This is a genomic window from Sulfitobacter rhodophyticola (genome assembly GCF_041281685.2).
Classification (GTDB): Bacteria; Pseudomonadota; Alphaproteobacteria; order Rhodobacterales; family Rhodobacteraceae; genus Sulfitobacter.
In genome coordinates, this window is sequence record NZ_CP166251.2 from 208,939 (window position 1) to 232,577 (window position 23,639).

The 23,639-nt window shown below is 60.8% G+C and carries 23 protein-coding genes; 10 read left to right on the forward strand and 13 right to left on the reverse strand.

Annotation, left to right across the window (positions count from 1 at the left end; translation table 11 throughout):
• Positions 1-121: 121 nt before the first annotated feature.
• Positions 122-553: a glyoxalase superfamily protein gene (locus AB4X18_RS02065; protein WP_370402041.1), complete on the forward strand. Its 432-nt coding sequence runs from the start codon at positions 122-124 to the stop codon at positions 551-553.
• Positions 554-592: 39 nt separating this feature from the next.
• Here AB4X18_RS02065 and AB4X18_RS02070 read toward each other — a convergent pair whose 3' ends face one another.
• Positions 593-1,348 (reverse strand): heme-dependent oxidative N-demethylase family protein, encoded by a 756-nt coding sequence (locus tag AB4X18_RS02070; RefSeq protein WP_370402042.1) that lies wholly within the window; start codon positions 1,346-1,348, stop codon positions 593-595.
• A 74-nt stretch (positions 1,349-1,422) separates the two neighbouring features.
• Here AB4X18_RS02070 and dddP point away from each other — a divergent pair, with 74 nt between their 5' ends.
• Both dddP and AB4X18_RS02080 read left to right on the forward strand, forming a co-directional pair.
• Entirely contained in the window at positions 1,423-2,763 is a 1,341-nt protein-coding gene (gene dddP / locus AB4X18_RS02075) for a dimethylsulfonioproprionate lyase DddP (protein WP_370402043.1), read from the forward strand.
• A gap of 341 nt (positions 2,764-3,104) precedes the next feature.
• Positions 3,105-3,755: a VPLPA-CTERM sorting domain-containing protein gene (locus AB4X18_RS02080; protein ID WP_432817041.1), complete on the forward strand. Its 651-nt coding sequence runs from the start codon at positions 3,105-3,107 to the stop codon at positions 3,753-3,755.
• Positions 3,756-3,818: 63 nt separating this feature from the next.
• Here AB4X18_RS02080 and AB4X18_RS02085 read toward each other — a convergent pair whose 3' ends face one another.
• Positions 3,819-4,973, reverse strand: coding sequence for a trans-sulfuration enzyme family protein (locus AB4X18_RS02085; RefSeq protein WP_370402046.1), 1,155 nt, complete (start codon positions 4,971-4,973; stop codon positions 3,819-3,821).
• 170 nt (positions 4,974-5,143) lie between these two features.
• On the opposite strand from AB4X18_RS02085, the gene AB4X18_RS02090 reads away from it, so the two are divergent.
• The gene (locus AB4X18_RS02090; RefSeq protein WP_432817042.1) at positions 5,144-6,355 is read left to right on the forward strand and encodes a bifunctional alpha/beta hydrolase/OsmC family protein; all 1,212 of its coding nucleotides are present in this window, start codon (positions 5,144-5,146) and stop codon (positions 6,353-6,355) included.
• Here the strand turns inward: AB4X18_RS02090 and AB4X18_RS02095 are convergent.
• Entirely contained in the window at positions 6,352-6,693 is a 342-nt protein-coding gene (locus tag AB4X18_RS02095) for a hypothetical protein (protein ID WP_370402047.1), read from the reverse strand. The genes AB4X18_RS02090 and AB4X18_RS02095 overlap by 4 nt on opposite strands.
• Positions 6,694-6,772: 79 nt before the next feature.
• Between AB4X18_RS02095 and purB the strand changes: the two genes are divergently transcribed.
• From purB to AB4X18_RS02115, 4 genes are all read left to right on the forward strand, one after another.
• Positions 6,773-8,077: an adenylosuccinate lyase gene (gene purB / locus AB4X18_RS02100; protein WP_370402048.1), complete on the forward strand. Its 1,305-nt coding sequence runs from the start codon at positions 6,773-6,775 to the stop codon at positions 8,075-8,077.
• A 116-nt stretch (positions 8,078-8,193) separates the two neighbouring features.
• Entirely contained in the window at positions 8,194-8,355 is a 162-nt protein-coding gene (locus tag AB4X18_RS02105) for a hypothetical protein (protein ID WP_370402049.1), read from the forward strand.
• A 203-nt stretch (positions 8,356-8,558) separates the two neighbouring features.
• Positions 8,559-9,089: a tetratricopeptide repeat protein gene (locus tag AB4X18_RS02110; RefSeq protein WP_370402050.1), complete on the forward strand. Its 531-nt coding sequence runs from the start codon at positions 8,559-8,561 to the stop codon at positions 9,087-9,089.
• Positions 9,090-9,151: 62 nt separating this feature from the next.
• On the forward strand, positions 9,152-10,228 hold the full coding sequence (locus tag AB4X18_RS02115) for a flagellar motor switch protein FliG (RefSeq protein WP_432817043.1): 1,077 nt from the start codon (positions 9,152-9,154) through the stop codon (positions 10,226-10,228).
• A gap of 178 nt (positions 10,229-10,406) precedes the next feature.
• Here AB4X18_RS02115 and AB4X18_RS02120 read toward each other — a convergent pair whose 3' ends face one another.
• The 9 genes from AB4X18_RS02120 to AB4X18_RS02160 all read right to left on the reverse strand — a co-directional run bounded on the left by AB4X18_RS02120 (position 10,407) and on the right by AB4X18_RS02160 (position 19,076).
• Positions 10,407-11,627, reverse strand: coding sequence for a hypothetical protein (locus AB4X18_RS02120; protein WP_370402053.1), 1,221 nt, complete (start codon positions 11,625-11,627; stop codon positions 10,407-10,409).
• A 26-nt stretch (positions 11,628-11,653) separates the two neighbouring features.
• Positions 11,654-12,673 carry a hypothetical protein gene (locus AB4X18_RS02125; protein ID WP_370402054.1) on the reverse strand — a complete coding sequence of 340 codons (1,020 nt, stop codon included), beginning with the start codon at positions 12,671-12,673 and terminating at the stop codon, positions 11,654-11,656.
• Between the two features lie 22 nt (positions 12,674-12,695).
• The gene (locus AB4X18_RS02130) at positions 12,696-13,034 is read right to left on the reverse strand and encodes a helix-turn-helix domain-containing protein (RefSeq protein ID WP_370402055.1); all 339 of its coding nucleotides are present in this window, start codon (positions 13,032-13,034) and stop codon (positions 12,696-12,698) included.
• Positions 13,034-14,137 (reverse strand): hypothetical protein, encoded by a 1,104-nt coding sequence (locus AB4X18_RS02135; RefSeq protein WP_432817044.1) that lies wholly within the window; start codon positions 14,135-14,137, stop codon positions 13,034-13,036. Before AB4X18_RS02135 ends, AB4X18_RS02130 begins: the two co-directional genes overlap by 1 nt.
• 37 nt (positions 14,138-14,174) lie before the next feature.
• Positions 14,175-15,281, reverse strand: a complete 1,107-nt coding sequence (locus tag AB4X18_RS02140) for a hypothetical protein (RefSeq protein WP_370402058.1) — start codon at positions 15,279-15,281, stop codon at positions 14,175-14,177.
• Positions 15,282-15,286: 5 nt separating this feature from the next.
• Complete coding sequence (locus AB4X18_RS02145) at positions 15,287-16,558, reverse strand: hypothetical protein (protein WP_370402059.1); 1,272 nt, start codon at positions 16,556-16,558, stop codon at positions 15,287-15,289.
• Positions 16,543-17,430, reverse strand: coding sequence for a trypsin-like serine peptidase (locus tag AB4X18_RS02150; protein WP_370402060.1), 888 nt, complete (start codon positions 17,428-17,430; stop codon positions 16,543-16,545). The genes AB4X18_RS02145 and AB4X18_RS02150 overlap by 16 nt, the downstream gene beginning before the upstream one ends.
• A gap of 493 nt (positions 17,431-17,923) precedes the next feature.
• Complete coding sequence (locus AB4X18_RS02155) at positions 17,924-18,388, reverse strand: hypothetical protein (protein WP_370402061.1); 465 nt, start codon at positions 18,386-18,388, stop codon at positions 17,924-17,926.
• A gap of 19 nt (positions 18,389-18,407) precedes the next feature.
• Positions 18,408-19,076 carry a glutathione S-transferase family protein gene (locus AB4X18_RS02160; RefSeq protein ID WP_370402062.1) on the reverse strand — a complete coding sequence of 223 codons (669 nt, stop codon included), beginning with the start codon at positions 19,074-19,076 and terminating at the stop codon, positions 18,408-18,410.
• Here AB4X18_RS02160 and AB4X18_RS02165 point away from each other — a divergent pair.
• Both AB4X18_RS02165 and AB4X18_RS02170 read left to right on the forward strand, forming a co-directional pair.
• Positions 19,075-19,542 carry a winged helix-turn-helix transcriptional regulator gene (locus tag AB4X18_RS02165; RefSeq protein ID WP_370402063.1) on the forward strand — a complete coding sequence of 156 codons (468 nt, stop codon included), beginning with the start codon at positions 19,075-19,077 and terminating at the stop codon, positions 19,540-19,542. The two genes, AB4X18_RS02160 and AB4X18_RS02165, sit on opposite strands and share 2 nt — an antisense overlap.
• A gap of 416 nt (positions 19,543-19,958) precedes the next feature.
• On the forward strand, positions 19,959-22,394 hold the full coding sequence (locus AB4X18_RS02170; RefSeq protein ID WP_370402064.1) for a GcvT family protein: 2,436 nt from the start codon (positions 19,959-19,961) through the stop codon (positions 22,392-22,394).
• 235 nt (positions 22,395-22,629) lie between these two features.
• Here AB4X18_RS02170 and AB4X18_RS02175 read toward each other — a convergent pair whose 3' ends face one another.
• Positions 22,630-23,475: an MBL fold metallo-hydrolase gene (locus tag AB4X18_RS02175; protein ID WP_432817045.1), complete on the reverse strand. Its 846-nt coding sequence runs from the start codon at positions 23,473-23,475 to the stop codon at positions 22,630-22,632.
• Positions 23,476-23,639: the final 164 nt, after the last annotated feature.

Below are 23,639 nucleotides of genomic sequence, written 5' to 3' on the forward strand. Positions count from 1 at the left end.
GGTCAGGCCCCTGCCGTCCGCATTCCGGTGAAGTCCTGTGCTTACGTCTTATGCCTCAATCTCGCTGATTGAGGGGCAACGCGGACCCCCCGATGTCTTTTGGCGAGCAGGAGTGCATGACATGAATACCACCACCATCCCCACCCGCGATGCGCTCAAGGCGCAGGCGAAACGCCTGCGCGCCGATCTTGCGCTGCGCGGTCAATCCATCACCCACGCACAGGCGCTGGAGACAATCGCCCACCAATGGGGCGCACGCGACTGGAACACGCTGGTGGCCCAAGCGGCGGGGCACCACCCCGGCTATGCGCCGGGCCAGCGGATGCGCGGTACCTACCTTGGCCACCCCTTCACCGGGCAGATCAAGGCGGCCCGGCAGGCGGCGTCAGGCTATTGGTCGCTGACCCTGCGGTTTGACGAGGCGATCGATGTGGTCACATCGGACAAGTTCAGTTCCTTTCGGCGTCAGGTGAACACCACCGTGAATGCCGAAGGCCGGTCGCCGCAAAAAACATCGGACGGGCAGCCCCATGTTGTGCTGCTCCACGGGTGACGTCACGACGAACGGGCGCGCAAGATCTGCGCGTCCGTTTCAATTGCGCACCACGTATGTGTGGATGGAAAACACGACCGCATCGGTCTGCGGCAATCGCAGGATGCATTGCCGTTCGGAGCGGGTGAAAGGGGCGTCCCTGTCTGGCCACTTGCGCCGGGGCTGGTGCAAGTCTGGGTCTTCATAAGACAGCCTGTTCATCCGCCACAGGGGCCGCCCGACCCGCACCCCGTCAAACAACCGCTGCACCCGTCGCGCCAGATCGGCATCATAGTCCTTCACCGGAATATGGATATCCGTCAGCGGCCGCGCCGCCTTTTCCGCCAGACGCCAGTTGGCCGGAAAGCACAACACCGCCGCTGTCAGCACATGTTCTGCCCCGCGCTTTTCCATCACGCAGATGTCCTCCTGCACCAGATGGCCAAGCGTCAGCAGCGGCGCATCGCGATCCAGCGTCACCGCGCGCCCATCCGGGCAGCGCACCTGCTGCCCCGACACTGAAAAACCCAAGACCGGCAACAGCTTCATTGCCGCTTCCAGCACCTCCTGCGCGGCGGGCCGGGCCGCGGGGTCACACCACAGCACGGCTTCGCGCTGTTCGGCCAGCAATGCCGCGCGATAGGCCATCTGCGCGCCATAAGCCTCATCAACCCGCAACCAGTCGTCCGGCGCACAGGGTGCCACGCCGGGCAAGGCTTTTTCTTCCATCATTTCAGGGGGAAGCGCGGACTGTAGGATCACTGACATCGCCCGAAAATAGCGCCGCGCGCGCCACGTGTCATTCAAATACGACATGCGGAAATGTCGTCCCTGACCAATCAAACGGCGAAAATCCAGCCAAGCTGAAAGACAAGATCCAAGGAAACCAGATGAACCAACACTACCGCGACATCCGCAAGATCGACCCCACGCAAGGCAGCATGCTGCCCGACGGTACCCCCAACGTTGCTGACAGGATTGAAATCGGCCCCACGCAACTGGCTTTCGCCGAATGGCGGGCGGCGGACCTGACCCTGCCCAATCTGCCTGCAATGCGGGAGTATCGCTGGCAACGCCTGACCAGCCACGTTGTCGCGCGGGATTATGGCGGCGTGCTGCTGTTTGACCCGCTCAACATCCGCTACGCCACCGACAGCACCAACATGCAGCTTTGGAACACCCACAATCCCTTCCGCGCGCTTCTGGTCTGTGCGGATGGCTACATGGTGATGTGGGACTACAGGAACGCCCCGTTCCTGAGCAAATTCAACCCGCTGGTGCGTGAACAACGCTCCGGGGCGGACCTGTTCTATTTCGACCGGGGCGACAAGGTGAATGTCGCGGCCGACACCTTCGCCAACGAAGTACGCCTGCTGATTGCGGAACACGGTGGCGGCAACAGGCGTCTTGCGGTGGACAAGATCATGCTGCACGGGCTGCGCGCGCTTGAGGCGCAGGGGTTCGAGGTCATGGAAGGCGAGGAGCTGACGGAGAAAGCCCGGGCCATCAAGGGCCCCGATGAAATCCTCGCCATGCGCTGCGCCAGCCATGCCTGTGAAACCGCAGTCAAGGTGATGGAGGATTTCGCCCGCCTGAACACACCGCTTGGCCAGACGTCAGAGGATGACATCTGGGCCGTGATGCACGCCGAGAACATCAAGCGCGGCGGCGAATGGATCGAAACGCGGCTGCTGTCCTCCGGTCCCCGCACGAACCCGTGGTTTCAGGAATGCGGAGCCCGGATCACCCGCCCAAACGAGATCATCTCCTTCGATACCGATCTGGTGGGCAGCTATGGCATCTGCGTCGACATCTCCCGCAGCTGGTGGATCGGCGATCAAAAACCGCGCCCCGACATGGTCTATGCCATGCGGCACGGCGTCGAACACATCATGACCAATATGGAAATGCTCAAACCCGGTGTGATGATCCCGGAATTGTCGGCAAACACCCATGTGCTGGATGACCAGTTCCAGAACCTGAAATACGGCTGCCTGATGCACGGCGTTGGCCTGTGCGATGAATGGCCTCTGGTGGCCTACCCCGATCACGCGGTTGAAGGGGCGTATGATTATCCGCTGGAACCCGGCATGGTGCTGTGTGTCGAAGCGCTGGTTTCGCCCGAAGGTGGCGATTTCTCCATCAAGCTGGAAGATCAGGTGCTGATCACCGAGGACGGGTTCGAGAACCTGACAACCTATCCTTTTGACCCTGCGCTGATGGGTGAATAGCTCAACTTGTTTCCGTTTTTGCAACAATTCTTCTGATAGCAAATTGATTGTCCACGCCTTGTCTTTCCGCAGACCTATCGCAGGAGGCCCAACCTGAACGCATAAAGGCATGCAGTTCGGGGACAATCGCGCGATTGTTCGCATTACGGCAACAATAAGGCTGAGAAACACAGTGTTTCCGGCTTTTCACCACTTTTCCGCCATATTACGTCGGCCACCCTGTTCCCAACGCAGGGTGACCGCGCTATCTCAAACCTTGTAACGAGTAGCCCTGTTTCGGCAAGATGAGTGTTCTGCACTCCGTCGTGGCTTGCGCTGCAAAACGATGGAGATTGGCACGAATGGCATTCAAGGCATCCCTCTTTGGCGCGCTTATGGCGACCGGCCTGTTCGCGGGCGGCGCACAAGCGACAACGTTCCTGACTGGCACGTTCGAGGTCGCGGTGGCGAACTACGATGCAGGCGGTGATCGCGGCAAGGCCTTTGCGTCCGCAGCGAACCTCGCGCAGAACTTTGACGAATTCTTTACCTATACCGGCGCACTTGATTTCAACGTGGGCTCGGGCAGTTCCGCGACGACGACCATCGCGGATTTTCTCAACTCCGGCTCCGGCACATTTTCGGGGTTGAGCGCGCCCCTGGGCGCCGCCATCCTCAGCACGCCGACATGGCGCAACACGACCGTTTTCGGTTTCCGCGCCTTTGATCTGGGTGGCTTTGTCGGAAACATCCGCCACGACGACGGTGTCAGGTTCTTTGACAATGGCGTGCGCGAATTGAACGCTCCCGCGCCGACAACCGCGATCAACAGCGCGTTTGATTTCTCCGGCGGCACCTTTCAGCTTTTGTATGCTGCCGCCAACGGTAACCCGTCCATTCTGGAAGTGACCGGCACCCCGGCGCCCATCCCCCTGCCCGCAGCCCTGCCACTGCTGCTGGCCGGTCTGGGTGGTCTGGGTCTGATGCGCCGCCGCAAGAACAAACCCGCATAAGTATTTGAGACAGATTATTTTAGCCAAGCCCCGGTCATCGCACCGGGGCTTCTTTGTTTAGGCCTACTGCCCCAAGGCCTGCGCCAGATCATCGCGCAGATCGCCTGCGTCCTCGATCCCCACCGAAACGCGCAACAGGCCTTCGGGAATGCCGGTATGCGGCTCGATGGTGTGGCGATGCTCTACCAGGCTTTCCACACCGCCCAGCGACGTGGCGCGGTGGAAAAGCTCCAAACGTCCAGCCACCTGCAAGGCGGCCTGCGCGCCGCCGCGTACGACAAAGGACATCAACCCGCCAAAGCCATTCGGCATCTGGCGCGCGGCCAGCGCATGGCCCGGATGATCGGGCAGACCGGGATACAAAACCGCTTCCACCCGCGGATGATCCACCAGAAATTCCGCCAGCGCCTGCGTCGTCCTGCACGTCTGCGCCATGCGCAGCGGCAGCGTTCGCATGCCCCGCAACAACAGCCACGCCGCCTGCGGATCTAGCACCGCACCGCCCGTATTGCGGTCCAGCACGATGGCCTGCCACACCTCCGCGTCCGGCTTGCGTGTCGCCAAAGCCCCCGCCAGCACATCCGAATGCCCGTTGATCCCCTTGGTGGCGGAATGCATGACGATATCCGCACCGAAACGCAGCGGTTGGCTTAACACCGGTGTCGCGGCGGTGCTGTCCACCACCAAAAGTGCGCCCACGCCATGCGCCGCCTCGGCGGCGGCGGCGATGTCGGTGATCCGCAGCCAGGGGTTCGACGGGGTTTCGACCCAGACAAGCGTCGGGCGATGATCGACACACGCGGCTTTGAGCTTGGCCTTGTCCGACGCTTCGACCTCAACCAGTTCAATCCCGCGACGGGCACAGAAATGACCAATCCACTGGGTCGTCCCCCAATAGATCTGCCGCTGCACCAGCACGGTCGCACCATTGGGCACCGTACGGAACACCGCCGCGACTGCCGCCATGCCGGATGGGAATAGCAAGGTTTCCGCCGCCCCCTCCAGCGCGCTCAGCACCCGCTCGGCCTGACGGACATTTTCATTGTGGGAGCGCAGATAGATGTTGTCCGGATTCAGCGGCGCATAATCGGCATCCCGCGCGAACGTGGTCGCCCGGTGCACCCCCGGCACAACGCCACCGGTCTGTGCATCCATTGCGCCTGCGGCTTGTGCGGCGATGGTGGCGGCCTGCCGTTCGGGGGAAGTGGGATCAGCCATGGGACGTCTTTCTGCACACTGGAATTGCCTCTAGCTACACCGCCATTTCACCCGCGCAAACCCCTCGCGGTGATCCAACTTGCGTCACGCCCGCGTGACTGCCCTGACACAGACCTTGCGCAATCCCGCCAACGCCCCCACCCTAGCACCTTCACACCCCGGAGCCTGCCATGCCCACTGAACGCATCACCTTCCCCGGCCACAACGGCGAAGCGCTGGCCGCGCGCCTTGACCTGCCCGATGGTCCGCATCTGGCCACGGCGCTTTTCGCCCACTGCTTTACCTGCGGCAAGGATATCCCTGCCGCCAAACGCATCGCTGCCCGTCTGGCGGCCATGGGGATCGCCGTGCTGCGGTTCGATTTCACCGGGCTGGGCCATTCGGAGGGGGAGTTTGCCAATACTTCCTTTACTTCCAACGTCGATGACCTGCGCGCGGCCTGCACCTATCTCAACGACCGCGACATGCCGCCAAGCCTGCTCATCGGGCACTCCCTGGGCGGCGCGGCGGTGCTGAAAGCGGCCGCCGACCTTGACCAGATCAAGGCCGTCGCGACCCTTGGCGCGCCTTTCGACCCAGGCCATGTCACCCATAACTTCGCCGATGCGCTGCCCCGGATCAAATCCGAAGGCGCAGCCGAGGTCAGCCTTGGCGGCCGCCCGATCCGCATCGGTCAGGGCTTTGTCGAAGACGTATCAAAGGCCGCGCTGACGGAGGCACTGGGCAGGCTCAAGGCGGCGCTGCTGGTGATGCATGCCCCCAAGGACAGCATCGTGGGGATCGAAAACGCCAGCGCAATTTTCATGGCTGCCAAACATCCCAAAAGCTTTGTCACGCTGGATGAAGCGGACCATCTGATTACCAACCCCGACGACGCCTGCTATGCCGCTGAAGTTATCGCTGCATGGCTCGGCCGCTACCTGCCGCTGCGTGCACCTGCACCACCCCCCGGCGCGCCCGAAGGCATCGTGCGCGTGTCCGAAGCCGATCCGGCAGGCTTTTTGCAGGATGTGCAGTCCGGCCCCAATCACCATTTGGTTGCGGATGAGCCGGAAGCCTACGGCGGTACCAACCGGGGCCTGACGCCATACGGCTTCCTGTCTGCGGGCCTCGGCGCCTGCACTTCCATGACGATCCGCATGTATGCGCGGCGCAAGGGATGGCCGCTGGATCATGTCAGTGTCGATGTGAGCCATGACAAGGTGCATGCGCAGGACGCCGAAACCGGCAGCGGCGACAAGGTGGACACATGGCGCCGCGCCATCCGCCTGGAAGGCGATCTGAGCACCGACCAATGCCAGCGGCTGCTGGAGATTGCCGATAAATGCCCTGTTCACAGAACGTTGGAGCGGTCTTCTCACGTGGTGACAGAGCTGATCTAGTCGCGGTAGGTCGCCTCTGTCACGTCGTCCGCACCAATGCCGATGAACCGCAGTCGGTCGCCTGCCCGCTCCATCGCGTAGCAGGCCCAAAGGTCAGACGGCGGCCACATCGAACAATATTGATCGGCCTCTACCCGCCAATACCCCCAACTGTCGCGGCCCGCATGATAAAGCGTCCTGCCGGAGGCGCGGAAATCCTGCCACGCGGTGTCATATTGTAGCGCCCGCCCGGTCAGCGCCGCCGTGATCTGCGCGCCGCTCAGCTTCTGCCAAACCGCTTCCTCGCCCAGCGCGGCACCCGGCAGCAACAGCACGAGCGCATATATCGCCTGTCGCATGCCTCCCCCACCTTGTCCTTCAATCCTGCGCAGTCTATGCCGCGCGGGAGCCTGCCAACAGTCACAAAAAGGTGTCCGCATGATCCCCCGCTACTCCCGCCCCGATATGGTTGCCATCTGGTCCCCGGAGACGAAATTCCGCATCTGGTTCGAGATCGAGGCACATGCCTGCGACGCGATGGCAGACCTTGGGGTGATCCCGCGCGAGAATGCCGAAGCGGTATGGAAAGCCAAGGACGTGGAATTCGATGTGGCGCGGATTGACGAGATCGAAGCGGTCACCAAGCATGACGTGATTGCCTTTCTCACCCATCTTGCCGAACACGTGGGCAGTGATGAAGCACGTTTTGTCCATCAGGGCATGACGTCGTCGGATGTTCTGGATACCTGCTTCAACGTCCAGCTTACCCGCGCCGCCGACCTGCTGATCGCGGATATGGACGCGTTGCTGGCCGCGTTGAAACGGCGCGCGATGGAGCATAAGGACACCGTGCGCGTCGGCCGCAGCCACGGCATCCACGCCGAACCGACCACCATGGGTCTGACCTTCGCCCGTTTTTACGCCGAAATGGACCGCAACCTGCGCCGCCTGCGCACAGCGCGCGCCGAAGTGGCTACCGGAGCGATTTCAGGCGCGGTCGGCACCTTCGCCAACATCGACCCCCGCGTGGAAGAACACGTTTGCGCCCAGCTTGGCCTGCATCCCGAACCGATCAGCACCCAAGTCATCCCCCGCGACCGCCATGCTGCGTTCTTCGCCACGCTTGGCGTTATTGCCAGTTCCATCGAAAATGTGGCAACCGAAGTACGCCACATGCAGCGGACCGAAGTCTTGGAAGGGGCGGAGTTCTTCTCCGCTGGCCAAAAAGGCTCCTCCGCGATGCCGCACAAGAAAAATCCCGTGTTGACCGAAAACCTGACCGGGCTGGCCCGCACCATCCGCATGGCCGTGATCCCCGCGATGGAAAACGTGACCCTCTGGCATGAGCGGGACATTTCACACTCCTCCGTCGAACGCGCGATTGGGCCGGATACGACCATCACGCTGGATTTCGCCCTGAACCGCCTGACCGGCGTGATCGACAAGATGTTGATCTATCCTGACAACATGCTGGCCAACATGAACACGTTTTCCGGGCTGGTCATGTCCCAGCGCGTGCTGCTGGCGCTGACGCAGGCAGGCGTCAGCCGCGAAGACAGCTACAAGCTGGTGCAGCGCAACGCGATGAAGGTCTGGGAGGACGGAAAGGACTTCAAGACCGAACTTCTGGGCGACAAGGAGGTGCTTGCCGCCCTGTCAAAGGAAGAAATCGAGGAAAAATTCGACCTCGGCTACCACACCAAGCACGTCGACACGATCTTCAAGCGCGTTTTCGGAGAGTAGTGCTTCGCTGAATAAATAGGCAGTTCTGTTCCGAAATGTCGCAGACGCGCACGCCGCGTTTGAATTCTTGCGCAAACGATGTACCTTTACGCAACGACAACAAAAGGAGACGGACCATGAAGATCAAGACCCTTGCGATTGCCCTGGCCCTGACAGCGGCTCCGACACTCAGCCTGGCGGCAGGCTGCAATTATGGCAAGGAGAAACAGGCGATGTCCTGCGCTGACGGCACCAGCTATGATAGCGCTACACAAAGCTGTCTGCCTGTCAGCACCTGAGCCATCCAACGAATACAAGCGCGTCCCGGCCTGAACATGGGCCTTGGGGCGCGTTTTGCGTTCTGTGGGATCATTCTTGCGCTGCATGAAAAAAATTTGGCTTTCGACCAAATAAATTCCGCCCCCCGCGGGTTTTCTTAGCAGACGCACCTAAGTTGATACACAACGCCGGGCACAGCCCATGTTTCAGACTGGAGATTTCAATGAAGTATTTTGTTCTTGCCGCCGCCCTGACCCTGCCCTTCGGCGCAACCTCAATGGCGCTGGCCGCTGGCGGCGGAAATGAATCCGCACCGAAGAAGCCGAAGTGCCAGACCGGGCTGGTATACGACAAGAAAACCAAGACCTGCGTCAATGCGCAGGAAAGCAGTCTGGACGTGGACACGCTTTACCAGACCGTTCGGTCGCTGGCCTATGCGGGGCGTTATGATGACGCCCAGACCGTGCTGGCCGCCATGCCGCAGGACGATGACCGCACGCTGACCTACATGGGCTTCACCAACCGCAAGATGGGCAATGTTGACACCGCCATGGCGTTCTACACCCGCGCGATTGAGGTCAATCCCTCCAATGTGTTGGCCCGCTCCTACATGGGTCAGGGCCTGGTCGAGATGGGTCAGATCCCCGCCGCAATCAAGGAACTGCACGCGATTCGTGCACATGGCGGTACCGGCACCTGGGCAGAGGCATCGCTGGCCAAGGCCATCGCCACCGGAGAGACCTTTAACTACTGAATTTCAGCCTTTTTTCATCCTTCCCTGTCACAAGAGCTTTTGGGCATTTGGGGAATGGTTTGATGAATGACATGGTTCCATTAACGAGTATTGCGCCGCTGCCGTCGCTTGATGGCAGTGGCGCAAGTTCGTCTGGCACCCCGGGCCCGGCCGCGAAGGCGGCAATCATCGTTCGGCTGCTGCTGAACGAGGGCGCTGAACTGCCGCTAGAAGACCTGCCTGACGCCCTTCAGGTCAAGCTGACCCAGCAGATGAGCCGGATGCGTGTCGTGGACCGTGACACGCTTTCTGCCGTGATCGGCGAATTCATTGAAGAAGTCGAACGCATCGGCCTGTCCTTTCCCCCCGGCATTGCAGGCGCGCTTGACGCCTTGGACGGCAGGATCAGCCCCCAGACCGCCGCCCGGCTGCGCAAGGAAGCGGGCGTGCGGCAATCAGGCGATCCGTGGAAACGCCTGAAGGAGCTTGGACCCGACGTGCTGCTGCCCGTGCTGGAAAACGAAAGCGTAGAAGTTGCCGCCGTGACCCTGTCGAAACTGCCCGTGCCGCTGGCGGCGGAACTTCTGGGCCGCCTGCCCGGCCCGCAGGCGCGGCGCATTGCCTACGCGGTCTCTCAGACTTCTGACGTGACGCCCGATGCAGTGGACCGGATCGGCCTGTCACTTGCCACGCAGCTTGACGCGCAACCGCTGCGCGCCTTCGACGAAGGCCCGGTGGAACGGGTGGGCGCGATCCTCAATTCCTCGCGTACGCTGACGCGGGATGATGTGCTAACAGGGCTTGATGAAACCGATCAGGGCTTTGCTGACGCGGTGCGCAAGGCGATCTTCACCTTCGGCAATATCCCGACCCGCATCGCCCCTCGCGACATTCCCCGCATCCTGCGCGAGGTCGATCAGGCCGTGCTGGTCACCGCGCTGGCCGGGGCCGAAGACGCAGGGTTCGCCCCCGTCATTGCATTCGTACTGGAAAACATGTCAGGCCGCATGGCCGATCAGCTGCGGGACGACATGCGCGAAAAGGGTAAGGTAAAGACCGACGACGCAGAAGAAGCCATGTCCCAGATCGTGACCACCATCCGCCAGATGGAGCAGGCAGGCGACATCCTGCTCGTGGTCGAAGAAGATGAAGCGGAATGAGTGAACTCTGACCGTTGTCAGATGGCGGTGAAGTCGATGCGCGGTGCCCGGTACAACGTCACAAGGGATTCAGTTGCTGCCGTTGGCGGGGGATGGGATGGAGCCGCGGCCGATCCCGCGTTGAACCCGCGCCGTGTCGCAGGCTCTCAGACGCAGGGTCTTTGGTCCGCCTGCCACCCTAGAAAAGCGGCCAGGGAATATGACAAAGCGGCGGTGGCGGCAGGTGGGCCCGGGTTGCCCGCGCACGCTGCGCTGCGGCTTTGACCACGTTGAACCGGCTGCTGCTCCCGCGCAGATGTCCGAAAGACCAGTAATAGACCTCCTGAACGTCACCCAACCCGTCTGTCGCCTTGAGATCGGCAAGCATCCCGGACTTGCTGACCCGGGACATGCCCGACAGGCCCATCACCATCGTCTTGCCCCTGCTGCTCCAGCGGGTATGTGCAAGACCCTGCAATCTGCCGGGACGCGCGCTTGAGTAGGCTTGCGGCAGAATATAGTCGCAGGCCGCAATCAGCGGATCGAGCTTGTTTGCAATGCTGGACGCAACGATATGGCTTACCCCGACGCAGCATGGGCGGCCCGCGATCAGGGGCCTGAACACAGTTTCGACGAATGACTTTGCCTGGCTGCGCCCCTTGACGGAGTACGTCCAGGGTTCTTCCGCATCCAGCATGAGCGACCGGGCACCGGTTTGGGTGCACAATTCGAACATCGTGTCGACAAGGCCACGGCAATACCGCTCTCTTGCTGTGATCCAGGTCATGAAGTGGATTGCCACGCCGCATGATTTCAGTTCATCGATGGCATCGCGCAGTGCCGGTGTCAGCCGGGCGCTGGAATAAGTGCCAAATGCCGTGTTGTTGCGACGTGCCGCATGCGCGACAGACACATCGTTTGTCCCGATCATGACATCGGTCGGCGCCAGATCGCACAGCTGCCTGCGCCGCCTTTTCGCCCTGGAAGAACTCCCCACGATCGTCCTGGTATTCGTATGAACCCAGACCCGCCGGATATTTACAAAGGGGGTTGATGCGGTGGCCTTGCCGCCACCCGGCCCGCCAGCGGGCGGCGCGGCGCGCAATATGCTTGTCACACTCTTGCGCAGCGATTTCCAAAGGGCGACCCATTGCTTTGTGCGGCCGTGGTTCATCGGGATCGACCTGCCGCCCAGGTCCGGCACGTGAATCCAGAAGGCCAGATCGGCAAGCCTGTCGGCATCGCGGATCCCCGCATCGATGGCGCGCTGGACGGCAAGCGGCCACGCGCCAAGTCCCATTGCAATCGCCTGCTGCACCGAAGCCGGGAAGCGCGCCGCCCAGTTGAGGTCGGCGGTCGTCTCCCCGCCTGCCGACCCCGCAATCAGCGCCTCCCATCCGGTTTCATCAACATGTCGCATTACCGCCTCCGATCCCAAGCCATCTGTCAGACGAAAAACTCTTCGCGGTTCATCCTCCTGCGACGGTTCCGGCGCCCCCTGCCCCGACGGCGACGCCCGCCCCGCATGGCCTTGATCGCCCGGCGGCGGTTTGCCAGCACCCAAGCGGTTTCGCGCGACATGGCAAGCACGACAGTCTTGCGGTCAACCTTCCTGGCCCGCGCCAATCGGGTAAGTGTACGACGAATGATCAGGGGGATCGTCCGGATCGCCCAACGTGTCTTGCGATTGGCACGGAACGTCTTGACCAGGGCGATGCCCGCGCGCACGACAAGCGGGATGACCGGGCGTAGCCGCCGGTTGCGCCCGAACAGGCGCATGGCCCCACGCATCATCCGCGCAAGACCGCGATTGGCGCGGCGTTCGCTATCGGCCTCCGCAATCTCGTGGGCGGCTTCCTCCATGTCTTCGAACGCCTCCTGATCACCACCAAGGGCTTCGAACTCGGCCTCATCGCGTTCGAATTCAATCTCGGTGCCTTCGGCGTTTTCCATCTCCCCTTCGCGCAGGATCGCGGATGCGATGGTGCCGCCGATCTTGGCCCCGCCCGCTCCTCCGATCACGCCACCGACAATGCGTGCGGCAATCGGGCCAAGCGTCTTGAGAAGCGGACCAAAGACCCCCTTGACCGCACGAATGCCACCGCGCACCACTTTCTTCAGACCTTTACCAACGCGCTTGAGGAAACCAAGGAACTCCGGGTCATCTCCTTCCATCAAACCGTATTCGTCATCCCCGTCTTCGTCGTCGTCTTCCGAAAAACCAAAGCCATCGTCCTCGAGCCCGCCATCTTCGGTTTCGAACCCGTGGCCGCCGTCCATCGCACCGTCGAATTCGAACTGGTAGGGTTCGTCAAGCTCACCTTCGATCTCGTATTCCGAGAATTCCAGCTCGCCCTCTTCGTCATCCTCGCCAAATTCGGGCATGTCGTCGTCCTCGAAGTCGGAACTGAAATCGACTTCCTCGTCTTCCAGTCCATAATTCTCCATCTCGTATTGATTATCCATCTGACCTCTCCTTTGAATTTTTCTAAACGGCGTCGGCGTGCGGAAGCCTGTGCAACGAAGGGAGTTGTGCGCGCCGCTCACGCGACAGGGCACGTTGGCGTTCCGCCGCAGCCACGAGGTCGAGCACATGCGCGACCATCGCAACCTTGGAATGCACTTCGAGCTTGCTGAAGATCCGGCGCAGGTGGGTCGCGACGGTCCATTCACTGATCTCAAGCACCGCGCCGATCTCCTTGTTGGTCAGGCCGGAAGCGACCAGTCGGCAGATTTCGCATTCGCGCGGCGAAAGGGGCAGTTCGGCGGACCAGCGACTGATCGACGTCAGCAGCGATACGGAATTGTCCGGATGGGTGCATGACATCAGACCGCCCTCCGCCGCATCGGGATGATCTTGGCTCCCGGGCGGGCGCGTGCCGGGACACCGCCAGACAATTCACCCAGTGACGTGGCCACCGTCAGCCACTCCTCCGCATCCTCCGCGATGTCTTCCAGACTTGCCTCGAACGTGGCACGGTCCTTGTTGGCCACATGCGCGGCGGCCAGCCAATGCAGAACACTCTCACCCGCTTCGGCCAGTTGCAGCCGCTCCGATATGCGCGTGTCTTCCTTGAGATACTGGCGCAGCACCTGTTCCAGCGTGTCCCAGATGTCATCGGTGCCAAACAGGTTCTGCACGTCCGGTGCGCTCAGGATATCGACACAGGTCGCCTGAAGCTGGAACACCTCCTGCCGCAGGACGTTGACGTATCCGTATGACGCGGACTTGAGATTGTTGCGCACGGCCACAGCGGCCTGCCGCACACCAGCGGTGGTTCCGAAATTTCCGCGCTGGTTGTCTGGTCGGATCACATCGGAAACCCGGCGGTCGCGATAGAACTTCGCCACGGCGCGCAGGAACGTCACGAACAACTTGTGAAAGGCCGTGTTTGGCCGCGCACCACCCGGGGGGGCCACCTTGGAATAGCCGAAGACACGGGAGTAGGCCTGCATGCGGTCGCGCGCAGAATAGCGCGTCAGACTGGTGCGGTCGACCTGATAGAGGAGCTCCGCACCGGGCCCACCCGACAACCGGACCTGGCCGGAATTGTACAATTCGATCAACTTGGCCACGGCCCGAAAAAGGCCTGCGCGTTCCACATGCATCAGCGCGTAGAGTTCGGAGACCGCGACAATGCGTTGGTATCCGACATTGTCATCGTAGCTGGGGCGCCGATCGCCGGTGGGGAGTTGCCCAAGCCGCTCTGCGCCACGGGTGCGCGCTATGCCCAGCGCACCAATCTCAACCGGCAACAGCGTGGTGCTGCCGGGCGCAAGAACGCTCGATTCAAGGGCGTTGAGGCGGGACAGCAAAACGGCCTGGGCCTGCGGGTCGTTCGGGTGTTCCTCCGCCAGCTTGCGCCACGCATCATTCTTGAGCTGTTCAAGGTTCCTTCGGCGTTTATCAAGTTCTTCAAAAGTCGCCATGACGTTCTCCAATCTGCTTTGGCTCGAATGGGATCTCTCAACTTTCCAGCAACCGACCGATGCCGTGCGCGGCACGGTCCAGTTCTTCCACGAAATGGTCGGTCAGCCGGGCGACAGGGGGCCAGTCCTTTCCCTTTGTCGGCGGTTTGGGCTTGAAACGCTGGGCCTTTGCGGCCAGCCGGTCGATCTCGCTCCGGATAAGATGCGCACCGCGTCGACCGTCCTTGTCGAGCGCTGCGATCCAGGCATCACTGGCACCCTCGACACGGTCGATCAGAACAAGCAGTTCGCGCACGGTCGGCACGGGCCTGTCCTTTTCCGCATAGGCCTTGGATTTGCCCACCTTGGGGACCTCGGGCTCGGCCTCTTCCACCGCGCGTGCCTCAAAGTCCAGACCGGGCACGGCGTCCATGGCACAATCGCTCGTGATGCCCATCGCCCCCAGCTCTTCGTGGAGATGCCGACCGGTATCGCGGGCGCACACTACAGCGCGTTCAGTCAGGGTCAGGCTTTCGCTGACACTGCTCTGCCCCGTGGGCTCCTTGGTCGGGGTCTTGCAGCCGAGATTGAAGCTGCACAGCATGGCCACCAGACCGCGCACCGCGACATAGTGGATCACGTGTACTTCGTCCTTGCGGTCATTCACCCGCTTGGGGACAAAGTTGCCGCTTTCACGCAACTGGTCGAACAGCGGCTTGTCGCCTCCGAACAGCGATCGATAGATGTTCTCCAGCACCTCCGCGTCGTTGTCCTGGCTGTATTCGTCCCGCAGGGCCTGAAGCTGTTCGCGCACCTGCCGTCTGGCCGTCGCGAAATCGTCGGGGTCTGTACCCGGCGTCAATACCTCGCCTTCGTCCGGCAGGGGCTCCAGCTTGTCGAGCCGGGCAAGTGCTGCGTTGATCTGCAAGGTGGCGCACAGGCTGCGCGCCGCCTTCCAGGCGGACAGGCTATTCTTTTCCGGGACCTCTACCGTGTCGGCTTCGGGTGCCGGGCCGTCGTCGCTCTGTCGCTCACCGATGGCCTCGATTGCCGCATCACGGCCGGTCCGGGAAAGCAGGTCGAAGTCCTGGCCGAGCAATTCGCTCATGATACGGTCGACCTTGGCTTTGGGATTGGCGGCCTCCGCGGCCGTTTCAATTCTCATCTGGGTCACCTCCGTTCCAATGCGTTGTAGAAATTCGTGACAATGCGGCCCGGCGGAGCGAGCCTGCGTTCAATTGCGATCCGTGACGCGCCGATCAGAAACCGCTCCGGGACGATGCCGGGATCGGTACCCGCGGCCAGCCGGGATGCAGCTTCGCGTGTCATTGCCGCCTCGCGCGTGCCAAAGCTGACCACGTCGGAAAGACTGCGATCACCGAACTGGCGGTATTTGGTATAGACCAGCGCCTCGATCGCGGCTTGCGTTGCCGGACGCACCGCATGGCCAAGCTCCGGCGGCAGACGCCGGATCAGCTTGCGGGAATAAAGACGACGCCAGATTGCGGCCATTGCGCGGGCTTCCTTGCGGAAGCCCAGCCGTGACACCAGCGTCAGGGAAATCGGAATGCGGATCAGCAGCGGCGGATGCACACCGCGCGGATCAAAATGCGTGACGCGTTCCGGGGACCGCGCCATCACGTCAATCAGCGATGCGGCCATGGCCGGACCGATGAACAGGATCCCGACAAGATCACTGAACAGCTCCGAATGCCACCGCGCCCAAATTTTCGCCACGCCTGCGCTTATGCCTCTGGCTTCGATCTGGCGTTGCAATTCGGCGGGCATGGCTTGCCACAACCCCAGATCGGATTGCAGGTTATGGCCGACCTCATGCGCGACGGCACCCAAAGTCCAGGGGTTCAGCAGCCGGTGATGCGGCAATTGCACGATCGGGAACGGGTTGGGCAAACGACCAAGATGCGGCACCCGAATACCGCGCCGCCACGTCGCGGGGCCGCCGCCGGAGGTCATGAAGGAAAACGGGGGCGGCGTGGGGATCGAACGGGCGCGGCCAAGGCCGGTATAGATCTTCTGATAGCAATCAAGCGCGATCCGGTCCGTGGCCTGAAGGCGCAGACCCAGCTTGGTCTGCCGCTGACTGAACAGCATATAGTAATGGTCCCAGATCCGTTCTGCCGCTTCAACGACCTGCTGGCCGCGATCCTTCAGACGGGTGACATGTTTCGGGGGGACCGGGCTGCGGCCAGGGCGTCCCAACTGATCAAGGTTGCTTCTGATCAAAGTCCCGAAGCGGGCAAGCAGATCGTTCACGGCCGCCAGGTGCGCACCGCTGGGCCGTCCCGCGCCGGGGCCAAAATCCTCAATGCGAAACGGCGCAAGTCCAAAGGCATGGCGGGACAGGTTGACCCGCTGGATCCGGGTCCAGTCCTCTTGCATCGCAGACGCTTGCCCGGGCAGCTGAATCAGCTGCGCATCCATCCCCTGATCCTCCTCAAGATGGGTCGTGTCAGCGCAACGCCGCGATTGGCGATAATCGGGGTCGCGGGATTGTCGCGGGCGGTATGGACCGCAACGATGGTGCGGCGACGGCCGGACTTCAGCCAGACCGGGCTGCCGCTCTGGCCTCCCGCCGTGTCATGCAGATATTCGATCCGGGCACCCCGGACACTGCTGACGCGGTTGTATGTCCAGTACAGATGCTGACCGCCCTTGTCGCCCGGGTAGCCTGCCGTGTTCAGCTTGACCCTCCGAAGCCTGCGCGCCGAAAGCGCCGAAAGCCGGGGCCAGTGGCCGGTCTTGCGGCCTATGGGCTTGTCCAGCGTGATGACCGCATAGTCATGGGGCCACGCCTTGTCATAGCTCGACGCCCGGACATAGGCCGACGGATAGTCCACCCGCACGGCGCGTGCAGAACCGAAAGGTTCCTTCGACCCGTTCTTGCCGGGGATCACGCGGATTCCGGAATAGCGCGATTTGCGCGAGCGGTTGAAGACGCAGTGCGCCGCCGTGAGGACCTTGTTTGGTGCAATCAGGGTTCCCGTGCAGCCCGGCGGGCTGATCTTGACGATATGCCGCCACGGGACCGCGGTGGTATTGGTGATCCGCTTGCGCGTGTCCTTGGGATCAAAGATCACCTGATAATCGGCGCCGGGGGCAAGCTCGTGCGTCAGATCCTCGAACACACCGCCCTCGTCGTCATCTTCGTATTCGAAAATGCCGTCTCCTTCGGCGAAACTGCCCTCATACTCCAGTTCATCATCGGGATCGAATTCGTCCTCGTCGCCGGAGCCAAAAAACTCCTGATCGTCTTCGAGTTCAAATTCGACATCTTCCGGATCGTAGGCATCCATGGCCGGTCCCCCTTGTCGCATAAATTTCTAGTTATGCTTGTACAGGGTACACTTTTTGCGGCTCATCAAATAGTCGCACGTTTAGATGACAGGTCAGCCTGACCGCCCAAAGCTGCGACGCATCGCTGAAGGAAATGAAATAATACCTTTGTTTTAGCCACTTAACTTTCAAGATGCGAAAGCTTGCCGGTACCGCTTGTTTGTTGGGAAGGACGAGGGCGTTACTCTCCTTAAACGTGTGTATGCGCCAAACCTCCGTCTGCTGGCGCAGTGCATCCGCAGGAAAAGACGCAGCCATCCGGCAGTTCGTTGCGGGGCAAAACCGCACCTTGCCGTCCCCCACCATGGGTTTTCAATTGCCGAACAATTGCCCCGTCCGGGCCAGCACATCACCCTTGCCAACAATCGGTCACACGGTCTCACCGCATCGACAACACTATGGTTTGGCATTACCCGCTCTGCTTGTTTCAAACAGCATGCGCGACACGGGCCGCTACCGGGACGACACATGTGGATTGCCCTGCCCTGTATCCAGATAGGCTTTCAGGCTCCCGACAAAAAACATGTCCCACCCTGCTTGGCAAATGTCGAAACACTGCAATCCTGGATGCAGCCCGTCGTGCGTGAACTCAATTCTCGACCCGCTACGCTCTGCGGAAATCCTCCAATGCGTGGATGTCCCCAACCATTCGGTCTGGACCGTGTCGGAAAACCCTTCGAGCATGTGAAGGGCATCTATACATTTCAGTTTCACAAATGCGTTCGGTTTCAGTTCGACCGCCTCAAAAGTCCAGTAGGATTGACGCGGCGGGAACCTGAATTTCGCGCGATCCCCGACCGCCCGAATGGTTCGATCCGGTTTTGTCCACCAGTGTTCGACACCGCTTGTGATGGCGGCAAACGAAGCGGCGGGACTAGCTGAAACTTGGATGGACCTGGTGTAGTTGCGGTCTTTCATGGATTTGATGCCTCCGTTCTCAGTCCGCGCTGGTCCAATGCGGGGGAAAGGTATCCACAACACCAGGCAGGGCCTCCATCCGCGTTATCCAGTCAGCCAGGTTTGGAAAGTCGGCATGCAAGCTGGGCAGCCCCAGTGCGGTCATGATCTCCGGTTTCGTCTCTGTCGCCCGCTGCACAAGCCTGACATGCGGAAATGCCACGGCATCCGCAGCGCCGGGATTGGCGCCCGACAAGAACCCCGATGCATCCAGTGTGGCTTCTAACCTCCAAAGCTCTTTCCCAAGTACCTTGGCCGCCTCTTTCAGGTTTTCGGTGGCCTCGGTCGCCCCTTGAAAGAAAATCGACGACAGCACGCCGCTTGTAGCGTCCGGCAGGTAATCCAGCGTCTCCATTGTACTTTGCCAGATCGCCGCAGTTTCCGTGTCGGATACGCCGAAAAGCGGAGGGTCGGGAAAGGTACGGTCCAGCCAGGCAAGCATGGCAATGGAGTCGCGCAGCACAATGCCGTCGTTCACAAGCGTAGGCACCGTACCTCTTGGATTGATCTTCAGATAGGACGGCGCCTTGTGGTCATTTGTGGCCAGCGACATCAGCTTGGTCTCATATTTAATGCCCTTGATCGCCATACCGATGGCAACCCGCCACGGACTTGGGGCACCGCTTATCGTGTAAAGGGTAAGGGACATGATGGATCTCCGTTGTGCAAGCATCGTTGCAAAACGTAATCCCTTTGGTATGGTCCAGAAAGTAGGCAGATTTTTTAAATATACTATCAAAAAGCATACTATTGGAGGAAACAAGGTGCCTGAGCGGCTGAAAACCAAAAATGCGATGATTGATACGGCCGATACCCCCTGTCCCGCCCCTGCGGTGATCGGCATGATCGGCGGCAAATGGAAGCTGCTGATCCTGCAGATCCTGATCTTTCAGGGGACGAAACGGTTCGGCGAACTGAGGAAACGGATCGACGGGATCACCCAGACCATGCTGACCAACCAATTGCGCGCGCTTGAAGCCGACGGCCTTGTGAGCCGCAAGGTCTACGCAGAGGTCCCGCCGCGCGTTGAATATTCCGCAACGGCGGACGGACGGGCGCTAGAACCGGTGTTCACCTCCATGCATTCCTGGTGGCTTAATCGCCAAAAGTCATAACTGCCCATCGGGCTTGGGGTGACGTCAGTCACGCAGCAGGGCATCGGCATCCAGTGGACCCCTCAATACCGGACCCGCAGATCCATCAGCTTGGCCGATCCTATCCAAAGCGCAGACATCCCAGCAAAATACCTTCCGGACGTCTGAACCCCTATCCCGTCATAGGTATCGGCACAAACAGCGTCGTCCGAGATGTTGACCCCCCCCTCGATCTGAGTCCGCGGTCAGGCGTCATGGCGTGCAGCTTCTTGCTGGACAGCAACGTGTTCGCCTTCAACGAATTGGCTTGAACGTGGCGCGAAGCGACAGGGCGATGCCACTACCCCGGATTTTCCGGGGTACTACGTCATCTAAAACCGTTTTTCAAAGGAACGGATTCCTGTGATAGTCAGCACGTCGCACATCAGGAGACTACCATGAAATCCAGAACCAAGGTCGTTGTCATCGGGGGTGGCATTGCAGGGTGCTCGACCCTTTATCATCTCACGAAAGAAGGGTGGTCCGACGTCGTCTTGGTTGAGCGGAATGAGTTGACCTCCGGCACCACGTGGCACTCGGCGGCCCAAGTCACAAACTTTGGGATGACGCAAACGATGGTGGGGCTGAAATCGCATTCTATCGCGCTCTACAAGCAACTGCGTGACGATCCTGACTATCCCGTGGGGTATCATCACGGCGACGGTGGCATCCGCCTGGCGAATACCGAGGCGCAGATGCAGGGCTACCATCATTTTGCTTCGGTGGCGCGCGGGATGGGCGTGGAATTCGAGGTCATCGACGCCAAGGAATGCGCACGCCGCCACCCGTTGATTTCGACCGAAAACCTGCTTGGCGGCCTATGGGACGGCGAGGACGGCGATATTGATCCAGCGCAGTTGTGCCAGGCGCTGGCCTTTCATGCGCGCAAGGCAGGAGCCATGGTTTATCGGAACACGCCCGTGACGGGGCTGACCCAGCACAAGGACGACACATGGACCGTCCACACCGAACAGGGCGATATTGACTGCGATATCGTGGTGAACGCAGGCGGCTACCGCGTGAACGAAGTGGGCGCGATGATGGGTGTACAACACCCCGTGGCGTCGATGGAGCACCAGTATTTCATAACGGACGACATCCCCGCCATCGCCGAGGCCGGGCACCGCATGCCACTTCTGCGCTGCCCGATCTCGGATTACTATTCCCGTCAGGAAAAGGGCGGGCTACTCGTCGGGTTCTATGAACAGGGGTGCAAGACGTGGGGGATGGACGGGATCAGCCCCAGCTTTTCCAACGATCTCTGCCCAGACGATCTGGACCGCGTGATGGACGTGCTGGAAGGCGCGTTTGAGCGGATGCCAGCGCTGGCGGAGGTTGGCATCAAACGTGTGGTGAACGGGCCCATCACCTACACCATAGACGGTGCACCATTGGTCGGCCCGATCCCGGGCAAGCGCAATGCCTTTTGTATCATCGGACTGCGGGCCGGATTGGGCGAAGGCGGGGGCCACGGCTGGCTGCTCGCCCAGCAGATCGTCCATGGCGAGGCTTGTTATGACACTTGGGTCGTCGACCCTCGGCGGTTTACCGGACACGCAACCGTCGAATTGACCGCGCGCAAAGCCATCGAAGATTATCAGAACGAATTTCGCTTTCATTTCCCACACGAACACCGCCCCGCCGGACGCAACGCCAAGACGACGCCGCTGACCCCAATTCTGGCCGCCGAGGGGGCGGAGTTCACGGTCGTAAATGGGTGGGAGCGGGTCGACTATATCAAGCCGTCCCCCGACTTTCACCCGTCGTTGAGCTTCAACTTCGACGAAGCTTTCGACGTGATCGCCGCAGAGGTCAGAAACGTCCAGACCCATGTCGGGCTCGCCGAGGTGAACGGCTTCAACCGGATCGAGATCACAGGCACCGACCGCCATGCCTTTCTTGATCGAATGATCTGCGGGACCGTGACAAAGCGCGTTGGACGCGTCGGGTTAGGATACCTTTTGAATGATCACGGATGCATCAAGGCCGAAGCGACAATCGCGAACCTGCCCGCGTCGGAACGTGGACCGGAACGGGTCTGGTATGGATCGGCCGCTGCATCAGAATACCACGACATGGACTGGCTCACCACGCACCTGAAACCCGGCGAAGACGTGCAGCTGCGCAGCCTGACAAATGACCAAACGATCCTTGTCCTGGCTGGACCAAAATCGCGCGCCGTTCTTTCTGCCTGCGCGCGCGGCGATTGGTCCGCCACAGCGTTTCCGTGGCTCTCCGTACGTGAGGCATGCATCGGTTTCGCACCCGCAACTGTCATGGCGGTCAGCTTCTCAGGTGAACTGGCTTATGAAATCCATGTACCCAATGCCTCGCTCTATGCGGTTTTTCTGGCGCTGCGCAAGGCAGGCGCGCAACACGGGCTGAAACTCTTCGGCGCGCGGGCCGTTGACTCCATGCGCATGGAAAAGGGGTTTTTGCACTGGAAAGCAGACCTGATCACGGAGTTTGATCCATTTGAAACGGGGCTGGCGCGGTTTGTGAAGATCAGCAAGGGCGAATTTATCGGCAAAGCGGCCCTGTTTGAGCGACAGGCAGCGGGACCACAAAGCCAGTTGGTCACATTGAAAGTCGATGCGACCCTTGCACCGGCCCACCCGGGCGCGTCACTGATGCAAGATGGCAAAGTGATCGGCACAATCACATCCGGGGACTTTGGGCACCGTATCGGAATGAACCTCGCCTACGCCTTCGTCAAACCTGAATTCGCTGAACCTGAAACATCGATGCAACTCGATCTATGCGGAGAACGCATTGCCGCGCAGGTCATCGCGCCATCGCCTTATGACCCGGAATTCGAACGGATGCGCGGTTGATCCGCTCGTCCACGAAGGCTCTGCGTATGCGGTGATTGGAACCGCGGCGCCGAAATCCCGGGTTGTCCGCAGACGGTGAATTTGATCAGCTTTTGGTTCTGCACATGTCGCGAACGGCCGTTCCGGTGACGCCGCACTGCGGTGCGGCTGATCGGATTGAATGTTTCTTCGGGGCCGCCCGCATAGGATATCACGAAGTTGACGCCGGGGTCGTGCGTTGAATCTGAACCAAAGCTCAACCTTCCCAACGAAACGCGTCCTTTTCCGCTTTCACGCGGCCAACCGAAGGGAGTGCGAAATGGCTGCCGAGGACAAGGCAGTCTGTTTCAGAAGCTTGTTCCAGAAACCCCTTGCGGGAGCGGACTGCGGTCTCCGCATCCGTATCGTATTTGAAATGCCATTCAGGATGCCAGCACTGCACAGTCGAATGGATCGCGTCCCCGGTTATCAAAGCGGCACGGTCCCCGCTTTTCACAAGAACTGACACATGGCCCGGCGTATGTCCCGGAGTGGGTACCAGCGTGACGTGATCGCCCAACATATGCCCGGCTTCGACCAATTCAACTTGCCCGGCTTCTATCACCGGCAGCACGCTTTCGGCGTAGAGATTGCTCTTGCACAAACGCTGAACTTCTTCGTCGGCGGCAGGCATCAGGTAACGCGCATTCGGGAAGGTCGGCACCCACCGCCCATCCTCAAGTCGGGTGTTCCAACCAACGTGATCGACGTGGAGGTGCGTGCATAGCACGTAGTCAATATCAGCGACATTCATTCCAGCGGCCGCCAGCGCTGCGATAAATCTCGTGTCCGAACGCTTGTGCCAATCAGGATCGTTCGGGGCCGTTTTGTCATTCCCCACGCAACTGTCCACGAGAATATTGTGAGAAGGCGTCTTCAGCAAAAAACCCTGTATCGGCAGCATCAGTCGCCCGGACTGAGGGCAAAGCCCACCCGGTACGTGTGCTTCCACGATCGCTCTGACATCAGGACCGGCGTTGGGATAGAGTTCCTCTGGCGTCATGAAAGGAGCGTGGATTTCGAGAATTCTCCAGACCTCAACGTCACCGATCTTGCAAAGCACTGAACCTTCTCCTTGTCCCTCAGATGCGACAGTCGGGAGCTTAGCAATTGATACCTTGCCCGCAAGGCAATCTGGTTCGTCAACGGGCCGCCGCAGCAACAGGACAGTCGACTGGCGCCAACGCTATTGCAAGGATCCAGCATTCTGCAGGTTTACGAACGATG